This is a genomic window from Stenotrophomonas sp. STEN046 (genome assembly GCF_056759755.1).
The window spans coordinates 90,289-98,799 of the sequence record NZ_JBRRDR010000011.1 but is presented as its reverse complement, the minus strand read 5'-3'; the positions used below and the strand labels follow the sequence as shown (position 1 = coordinate 98,799).

Genomic DNA, 8,511 nt, shown 5'->3' with positions numbered 1-8,511 from the left:
GCGCCGGGGCCCCGGGGGGGGGCGGTGGGGGGCGCCGGGCCGTGCCCCCCGGCCCCGGGGCCTCGGCCCGCGCGCCCGGCGCTGCCGAAGCGTGCTCAGAACGCGCTGGGACGCGGCTCGGGCAGCGGCTCATCCACCATCGGCTTCAGCTCGGGGTCCAGCGCGATCCGTTCATCGAACACGAAACAACGCCCCTCGTAGCCCTCGCCACCGACTTCCTCGAAATAGCCGAGGATGCCGCCATCCAGCTGCAGCACGTTGTCCATGCCATCGTTGACCATCCACAGCGCCGCCTTCTCGCAGCGGATGCCGCCGGTGCAGAAGCTGACCACCGTGCTGTCCTTCAGCGCCTCGCGGTGCGGTGCCAGTGCTTCCGGCAGGTCGGTGAACTTGTGGATGGGCAGTACCAGCGCATCCTTGAAGGTGCCGTACTCGATTTCCTGCAGGTTGCGCGTATCCAGCATCACCACCGGCTTGCCGGCATCGTCGTGGCCCTGCCGCAGCCAGCGCTGCACGGTGGCCGGATCGATGGCCGGTGCACGCGGATAGTCCAGCGGCTGGCCATCGTCACGACGGAAGCTGATGATTTCGTCTTTGATCTTGGCCTTCAGGCGCGCAAACGGCTGGTGTTCACTGAAGCTGGTCTTGACCCGCATATCGGCAAAACGCACATCCGCGTGCAGCCACGCATAGAAGCCTTCGACAGCCGCAGGCTCACCGGCCAGAAACAGGTTCAGACCCTCGCCAGCCACCAGGATGGTGCCCTGCAGACCCGCCGCTCCGGCACGCGCCAGCAGCTGGTCGCACAGATCCTGGGGAGCGTCGATGACGGCGAAATGGTAAGCGGCGGTATTGGCGATCATGCGCCCATTTTAACGCCAGACCGTCGCCGGGGCAGTTTCCAGCGTTCATCCACGCATGGCCTGGATCTACAGGCGCCGGAAACTGCTGAAGGCGGGGCACGGTGGGTTTGCCGGGTGCAACCCGGCCGCCCCCTACCCGCGCAGCAGCATGAACGGCAGCAGCACCAGTGCCGCCGCCACTGCCATGCCCAGCAGCACCAGCACCACGAACAGCGGCCGCCGCCGGAACAGGCTGCCGAAGGTCTCAGCGGTGCCGTCACGCAGCGCCTGCTCGCGTTCGGCGCGGACCCGCACGCCACGCGCGGCCTGGTAGTCAGCCATCAACGCCTTGGCACGCGGATGGTCGGCATCCTCGCGCAGCCACAGGCCGCCATTGGAGATACCCCAGGGACTGGGTTCGGTGCGGTACCAGGCGATGCCATGCTGGTCCAGCAGCGTGCAGACATCGGCATATTCGTCGTTGCCGACGTTGCGTAGATTGAGCAGTAGTTTTGCCATGCCCGCATGATACCCGGCGCCGATGCGCTACCCTTGCCGCCCTCGACTCATCCCCTGTGGAGACGCCCGATGCGCCGCCTGTTGCTTCCCCTGCTGCTGTCCCTCGCCGCCGCTGGTTGCTCGTCGGAACCGTCCGGCCCGCCACCGGGAGGCACCCTCACCGCCTTCGAGCGCATCGACACCCAGGTCGGCAGCGGTGCCGAAGCCGTACCCGGGCAGAAGGTCAGCGTGCACTACACCGGCTGGATCTACGACCAGCGCGCCGACAACAAGCATGGAAAGACCTTCGACAGCTCGGTCGAACGCGGCGAGCCGTTCACCTTCGCGCTGGGCGCCGGCCAGGTCATCCGTGGCTGGGATGAGGGTGTGGCCGGGATGAAGGTCGGCGGCAAGCGCACGCTGATGATTCCGCCGGAGTTCGGCTACGGCGATCGCCAGATCGGCCCGATCCCGGCCGGCTCGTCGCTGGTGTTCGACGTCGAGCTGCTCGATGTCAAGCAGTGAAGCAGGCCCGCCGCGTCGCGTCGCCGTCATCGGCGGTGGCCCGGCAGGGTTGTTTGCCGCCGAGCGCCTGCGCGCGGCCGGCCTGGACGTGGATCTGTACGAAGCCAAGGGCTCCCCTGGCCGCAAGTTCCTGATCGCCGGCAAGGGCGGGCTCAATCTCACCCATTCCGACGAACGCCCGCTGTTTGACAGCCGCTACCGCGAACAGGCCGCCACGGTCGGGCAGTGGCTGGATGGGTTCGATGCGCAGGCGCTGCGCGAGTGGGCCGCCGGCTTCGGCGTGGAGACCTACGTCGGCAGCTCTGGCCGCGTGTTCCCGGTCGATCGCAAGGCCGCGCCGTTGCTGCGCGGCTGGGTGCGCCGGCTGAAGGAACAGGGCGTGCGCCTGCATGCCAATCACCGCTGGCTGGGCTGGAGCGAGGGCGGTGCGCTGCGCTTTGCCTGCGACCACGGTGAGCTGGAGGTGCGCGCTGATGCAACCGTATTGGCGCTCGGTGGTGGAAGCTGGCCGCAGCTCGGCAGCGACGGTGCCTGGGTGCCGCTGCTGCAGTCCCGCGCGGTGGATGTCGCACCGCTGCAATCGGCCAACTGTGGATTCGATGTGGCGTGGACCCCGTTCTTCGCGCAGCGCCATGCCGGTGCGCCGTTGAAGCCTGTGGTTGCGCACTGGCTTGGGTTGGACGGTGAACCGCGCGCACTGCAGGGCGAGTGCGTGGCCAGCGGGTACGGCATCGAAGGCAGCCTGGTCTATGCGTTGTCCGCCGACCTGCGCGACACCATCAACCGCGACGGCCACGCCATGCTGTGGCTGGACCTGGTACCCGGGCGCGACGAGGCCCGGCTGCTGGCCGACCTGTCGCAACCGCGCAAGGGCCGCAGCTTCGGCGAGCACCTGCGTCGCCACGCGGGGCTGGACGCGGTAAAGACCGCGCTTGTATTCGAGATGCTCGGCAAGGACGCCGGGCAGGATCTGCAGGCAGTTGTCACCACGCTCAAGCGCCTGCCGTTGCGCCTGCTGCGCCCGCGGCCAATGGCCGAAGTGATCAGCACCGCCGGTGGGGTGCGCCTGCAGGCACTGGACCAGGGGCTGATGCTGCACGCCCTGCCCGGCGTGTTCTGTGCCGGGGAAATGCTGGATTGGGAAGCGCCAACCGGCGGCTATCTGTTGACCGCCTGCTATGCCAGTGGCCTGCGCGCAGCGGAAGGCGCCATCGCATGGTTGGCCGGCCGCTAAAGCGCGCATCGTAGAACCGAGCGCGGGCTCGGCTCTACAGGAAGCATCAACGCAGGCCGTTCACCACGGCCTTCGCATTTTCACCGAGGCCAGCGCCACGCCACTCGGATGCGGATACGCCTCTTCGCGCTCGGCAATGAAGCCCTGCCGCTGGTAGAACTGCACTGCATTGAGCGAGGCCGACAACACGACATCCCGCAGCGGATCGGCCATCGCCAGCAGTCGCTGCATCAGTGCCTGCCCTACGCCCTGGCCGCCACGATCAGGGTCCACGAACAAGGCATCGACTTCATTGCCGGCAGCATCGAATACCCCGAACCCCAGCAGACCGCCCTGCGCATCCTCGGCCACCACGCAGCCGCCCTGCCCCAGCAACGCCGCGTACTGCACCGGCGGCGGAGAAGCCGACCAGGGCGCGATCACCTCCGGTCGATAGTGGCTGCTGCACAATTCGCGCACGCAGCGCGTGCGCAGGGCCCACAGCGTGGCCACGTCGCCAACCGTACCGGTCCTGAACTGCATCCCGCCTCCTCGTAGCGTCGAACCGTGCGCGACGCTGTTGAATCATTACCGCGACTTGCTGGCACGCAATGCCTGGATCCGCGCCGGCGGCTGGAACGAATCACTGCGTGCATCCGCCCAGAACGAATGGAACACCGCGTGGTCAGGCACCCGGCGCAACAGCTCGCCCGGCTCCAGATAACGGTACAGGGACGCAAGCGAACGGATCTCGACCGGCGACACCCGTCGCAGGATGTGCTCCGGGCCGAGTTCGGCCGGATCGTTCAGGCCGGCCGCGCACAGCAGCTCCTTCAACGCATGCAGCGTATGCTCGTGGAAGCTGTACACGCGCGTGGCCTTGTCCGGCGCGTCCAGATGCTTCCAGCGCGCCGGATCCTGGGTGGCAATGCCGGTGGGGCACTTGTCGGTGTGGCAGCTCAGCGACTGGATGCAGCCCAGCGCGAACATGAAGCCACGCCCGGCATTGCACCAGTCCGCGCCCATGGCGATGGTGCGGGCGATATCGAAAGCACTGGTGATCTTGCCGGCAGCACCGATACGGATGTGCTCGCGCAGGTCCAGGCCGACCAGGGTGTTGTGCACCAGCAGCAGCGCTTCGTGCATCGGCACGCCGACGTGATCGACGAACTCGGCCGGTGCCGCGCCGGTACCGCCTTCGGCGCCGTCGACCACGATGAAATCGGGCAGCAGGCCGGTTTCCTGCATCGCCTTGGCAATACCGAACCATTCCCACGGATGCCCGATGGCCAGCTTGAAACCGACCGGCTTGCCACCGGAAAGCTCGCGCAGGCGGGCCACGAACTGCAGCAGTTCCACCGGCGTGGAGAAGGCGGAATGGCGCGAGGGCGAAACGCAGTCCACGCCCATGGGCACGCCGCGGGTCACCGAGATTTCGGCCGTTACCTTCGGTGCCGGCAGCACCCCGCCATGGCCGGGCTTGGCACCCTGCGACAGCTTGATCTCGATCATCCTGACCTGCTCGAGTGCCGCATTGACGACGAAGCGCTCTTCGCTGAAGCCACCCTTCTCATCGCGGCAACCGAAGTAGCCCGAGCCGATCTCCCAGACCAGGTCGCCGCCCATTTCACGGTGATAGGGTGAGATCGAGCCCTCACCGGTGTCGTGGTAGAACCCGCCCAGCCGTGCACCCTCATTCAAGGCACGGATGGCATTGGCCGACAGCGATCCAAAACTCATCGCCGAGATGTTGAACACGCTTGCCGAGTAAGGCTTGGCGCAGTTCGGGCCGATCAGTACCCGGAAGTCATGCCCGGCGATGGTGGTCGGCGCCAGCGAATGGTTGATCCATTCGTAATCCACCGCATAGGTGCTGCGCAGCGTGCCGAAGGGCACGGTGTCCATCTGGTTCTTGGCACGCTGGTAGATCAGCGCGCGCTGCTGCCGCGAGAACGGCACGTCTTCCAGATCGCTCTGCACGAAGTACTGGCGGATCTCCGGACCGATCGATTCCAGGCCGTAGCGGAAATGCGCCATCACCGGGTAGTTGCGGCGCAGGGTGCTGCGCTTCTGCAGCAGGTCCCAGGTCCCCAGCGCGACCATCGCGGCGGTCAGGCCGACGCCCCAGTACCAGGCAGGCCAGATCGTCGCCAGCCACAGGCACAGGGGAAACATCAGGATGGCGAGCAGGTAGACGATATACCGGTGCATGGCGTTCCTCGATTGCAACAAGCCTGCGAGTCTACCCCGCAGGTGTCTACAGGCGGTCGTCCACCACGCTGCGCGGCCAGGCGGACTTCACGTCGTAGACCAGCCCGCCGGGGGCAAGCAGGCGGCGGATATCATCCTCCCCCAGCGCCTTGAAGTTCTCATGTGCCACTGCCAGCACCACGGCGTCGTAGCTTTCGATGCGCGGCTCGGCGATCCAGTGGACGCCCTGATCGGCAAGCGCGGCCGGCCCCACCCACGGGTCACTCACCTCGACCTGCGCACCACTGGCACCCAGCCGCTGCGCCAGTTCCAGCGCGCGGCTGTTGCGCAGGTCCGGGCAGTCTTCCTTGAACGTCACGCCCAGTACCAGGATGCGCGACTGCGCCGGCACGCGCCCGCGCGCTTCCAGCATTGCCAGCACCCGTGCGGCAACATGCTCGCCCACGCGGTTGTTGACCTGCCGCGCCGTATGGATCAGATCGGGGTGATAGCCCACGCTTTCGGACTTGTGCAGCAGGTAGTACGGGTCCACACCGATGCAATGCCCGCCCACCAGGCCGGGGCGGAACGGCAGGAAATTCCATTTGCTGCCCGCAGCGTCCAGTACGTCCTGGGTGTCGATGTCGAGGCGGTCGAAGATCAGCGCCAGCTCGTTGACCAGGGCGATATTGACGTCGCGCTGGATGTTCTCCACCACCTTGGCCGCCTCGGCCACGCGCATCGATGGCGCCGGGAACGTGCCCGCCGCGATGATCCGCCGGTACAGGCTGTCGACCACCGCAGCCACTGCCGGCGTTGAACCGGAGGTGATCTTGCGGATGTCGGCCAAGCGCCGCTGGCGGTCGCCCGGACTGACCCGTTCGGGGCTGTAGCCGCAGTAGAAGTCCTCATTGAAGCGCAGGCCCGACCCCTGCTCCAGCAGCGGCACGCAGACCTCTTCGGTGGTGCCCGGGTAGACGGTGGACTCGTAGATGACCAGGTCGCCGCTGCGCAGGTGGCTGGCGATCAGCCGCGTTGCCGAGCGCAACGGTTCCAGATCGGGCTGCTCGTAGGCATCGATCGGCGTTGGCACGGTAACGATGTAGACATTGCACGCATCAAGCCGCGCAGCATCGCAGCTGTAGTGCAGCAGCGACGCGCTGGCCAGCTCGTCGGGTTCCATCTCCAGCGTGTGGTCCTGGCCTGCGGCCAGCTCGGCGATGCGCGCAGCATCGATGTCGTAGCCCAGGGTCGGCATCTGCCGCCCGAACGCCACCGCCAGCGGCAGCCCGACATACCCCAGGCCGATGACCGCCGGAGAAGGTCCCCGTGCCGCGCCGATCGGCGCGCTCAAGCGCGGCGCCCTGCGGGCGACGGTGGATTCCACTGGGTCATGCGGGGGTCCGTGGGCGAGCAATCATGCCCACAAGGTTAACCGCCATGGCCGCGCCAGACTACGCCCGGCTCAGGACCCCAGACTGACCGCTGCCGGTTCCAGCTCGCCATGGCCATCGGTCCAGGCCCGCAGCAACAGCGCAAAGCCGTGCCCGGGATGCTCCGGCTGCAGGATGAAGCCCTGCCACGGCGCGGCCACGATGCTGGCCAGCGTGCCCGCCTCCACCTGCCGGTTGGCCATGGTCCAGCGCGGGAACCAGCGGGCCTGGATCGGGCCAGCGGCAAGCTGGGTGATGCTGCCGTGGCGGCGTGCGTTGCTGATGCGTGCGTGCACCGAGGCCAGCCCATCGCGGGGACCCTCGATGTACTGCAGGAAGCGATGGCCATCGAACATCAGCACGCCGGTCACGCCCGCCATGCGGTTGAACGCGGTCGCATCGGCCAGCAGCGCATCAAGCTCAGGTACGTCCAGTCCCTCCCTGGCCGTACTGACATAGGCGTACGCGTGCAACGGCATGTCCATCACTCCCCTCCCGAGTGCAGAGGAATATGACAGGAAGTGCGAGGACTTCAAGCGTTGCCTATTCCGGCGGCGCTTCCATCTGGTAGCCACGCTGTGCCAACGCATCCAGATAGCCTTCGCCCAGCAACAGACTGACCGGCACCGTGGCAAAGGTGGCTGCGTGCTGGACCAGTGCCGCATCCACAGCCTGCAGCCAGCGTGCGCGTACCTGTTGTGGCATGTCGTTCCAGCCGCGGCTGCGCACGAATGCAGAGTCCTGCAGCAGTTCGCGGCAGGTCTGTGCCATCGCCGAACCAGACAGGCGGCGCAACGCCGCGATGTCGCCCAGCGCCCAGGCGTTGGCCCGCTCGCGCAGCACCGGCGCCTGGAATTCGACGGTATCGAGCGTGCGTTCGAAACAGGCGCGATCATCGACTTCGGTAGCCTGCAGTTCCTTCAGCGTGGCACGGATGTCGTCGACCTTCAGTTTGACCCGCACATCTTCCGGCTTCAGATCGTGCGCCCTGTAGGCACCGGCGAGCGCCTCTTTCACCTGTTTGCTGTCGCGCAGGCCGTTGCGCTTCAGGAAGGCCTGGTAGAGACGGCCGGAGGCGACCAGCGGCCGATCCTTCTCGACGCCGCGATCGTTGCCCATGTAGGTCTGCTTCAAGCCGAGCCAGCGCGCGTGCGTGGCGGCCGGCAGAATCTGATCGAGCGTGCGCCCCTGCGGATCGCGCGCGGTCTTCAACGCCAGCGGCAACAGGGTCAGCCCCTTGAACACGCCGATCTTCGCATCGAGGGTGAACCCCGGGTCACCCAGCACGTGTTCGACACCGGCGATGGTCTGCTGCACTTCATCCGAGCGCCATTGCACACCACTGGGCAGCGGTGAGACCGTGCCCAGAATCCACAACACGTGCCCCTGCGGCCCGGTCACCTTCCACAGGCCGGGGCCGGGCTGTTCGCCGCTGACCTGCACGGTGGCCATGTCCACCACCGGCGTGGGTGGCACTTCTGGTTGCGCCCCTGCCACGGACAGCGCCGGCAGCAATGCCAGTGCCAGTGCCATGCATCGCCCGATCCATCGACTGCCACGTCCGTGCATTCCGGCATTTCCATTGGAGTTGGCGGACTGTACCCAGTGCTGCGGCATGCCGCGTAAACGCTTCGTTAGCCAGCGTCGCCGCCGGTGATTCGGCTACAATCGGGCGCGCTGCAGGCCCGGATGGCGAAACTGGTAGACGCATCGGACTTAAAATCCGCCGGGGGCAACCCCATGCCGGTTCGATTCCGGCTCCGGGCACCATCCCATCAAGCATCGACGCCCCTGCAAAGGGCTCGCGCAC

The 8,511-nt window shown here is 67.0% G+C and carries 9 protein-coding genes and 1 tRNA gene; 3 read left to right on the top strand and 7 right to left on the bottom strand.

The features are described 5' to 3' along the window. Nucleotides 1-95 precede the first annotated feature (95 nt). Nucleotides 96-863 carry a sulfurtransferase gene (locus ACVOLJ_RS08110; RefSeq protein ID WP_475278078.1) on the bottom strand — a complete coding sequence of 256 codons (768 nt, stop codon included), beginning with the start codon at nucleotides 861-863 and terminating at the stop codon, nucleotides 96-98. 132 nt (nucleotides 864-995) lie between these two features. Next, nucleotides 996-1,361, bottom strand: a complete 366-nt coding sequence (locus ACVOLJ_RS08105; RefSeq protein ID WP_475278077.1) for a DUF6164 family protein — start codon at nucleotides 1,359-1,361, stop codon at nucleotides 996-998. A 69-nt stretch (nucleotides 1,362-1,430) separates the two neighbouring features. On the opposite strand from ACVOLJ_RS08105, the gene ACVOLJ_RS08100 reads away from it, so the two are divergent. Further along, complete coding sequence (locus ACVOLJ_RS08100; RefSeq protein ID WP_475278076.1) at nucleotides 1,431-1,865, top strand: FKBP-type peptidyl-prolyl cis-trans isomerase; 435 nt, start codon at nucleotides 1,431-1,433, stop codon at nucleotides 1,863-1,865. Continuing rightward, nucleotides 1,852-3,099, top strand: coding sequence for a TIGR03862 family flavoprotein (locus ACVOLJ_RS08095; protein WP_475278075.1), 1,248 nt, complete (start codon nucleotides 1,852-1,854; stop codon nucleotides 3,097-3,099). The genes ACVOLJ_RS08100 and ACVOLJ_RS08095 overlap by 14 nt, the downstream gene beginning before the upstream one ends. A gap of 60 nt (nucleotides 3,100-3,159) precedes the next feature. Here the strand turns inward: ACVOLJ_RS08095 and ACVOLJ_RS08090 are convergent, their stop codons facing one another. The 5 genes from ACVOLJ_RS08090 to ACVOLJ_RS08070 form a co-directional block, all read right to left on the bottom strand. Next, the gene (locus ACVOLJ_RS08090; RefSeq protein ID WP_475278074.1) at nucleotides 3,160-3,621 is read right to left on the bottom strand and encodes a GNAT family N-acetyltransferase; all 462 of its coding nucleotides are present in this window, start codon (nucleotides 3,619-3,621) and stop codon (nucleotides 3,160-3,162) included. Between the two features lie 45 nt (nucleotides 3,622-3,666). Then, entirely contained in the window at nucleotides 3,667-5,289 is a 1,623-nt protein-coding gene (locus tag ACVOLJ_RS08085; protein ID WP_475278073.1) for an FMN-binding glutamate synthase family protein, read from the bottom strand. A gap of 46 nt (nucleotides 5,290-5,335) precedes the next feature. Continuing rightward, nucleotides 5,336-6,622 carry a nucleotide sugar dehydrogenase gene (locus tag ACVOLJ_RS08080; protein WP_481563878.1) on the bottom strand — a complete coding sequence of 429 codons (1,287 nt, stop codon included), beginning with the start codon at nucleotides 6,620-6,622 and terminating at the stop codon, nucleotides 5,336-5,338. A 111-nt stretch (nucleotides 6,623-6,733) separates the two neighbouring features. Further along, complete coding sequence (locus ACVOLJ_RS08075) at nucleotides 6,734-7,180, bottom strand: BLUF domain-containing protein (RefSeq protein WP_475278071.1); 447 nt, start codon at nucleotides 7,178-7,180, stop codon at nucleotides 6,734-6,736. A gap of 64 nt (nucleotides 7,181-7,244) precedes the next feature. After that, the gene (locus tag ACVOLJ_RS08070) at nucleotides 7,245-8,234 is read right to left on the bottom strand and encodes a TraB/GumN family protein (RefSeq protein WP_481563877.1); all 990 of its coding nucleotides are present in this window, start codon (nucleotides 8,232-8,234) and stop codon (nucleotides 7,245-7,247) included. A 150-nt stretch (nucleotides 8,235-8,384) separates the two neighbouring features. Here ACVOLJ_RS08070 and ACVOLJ_RS08065 point away from each other — a divergent pair. Next, a tRNA-Leu gene (locus ACVOLJ_RS08065) sits at nucleotides 8,385-8,471 on the top strand. Nucleotides 8,472-8,511: the final 40 nt, after the last annotated feature.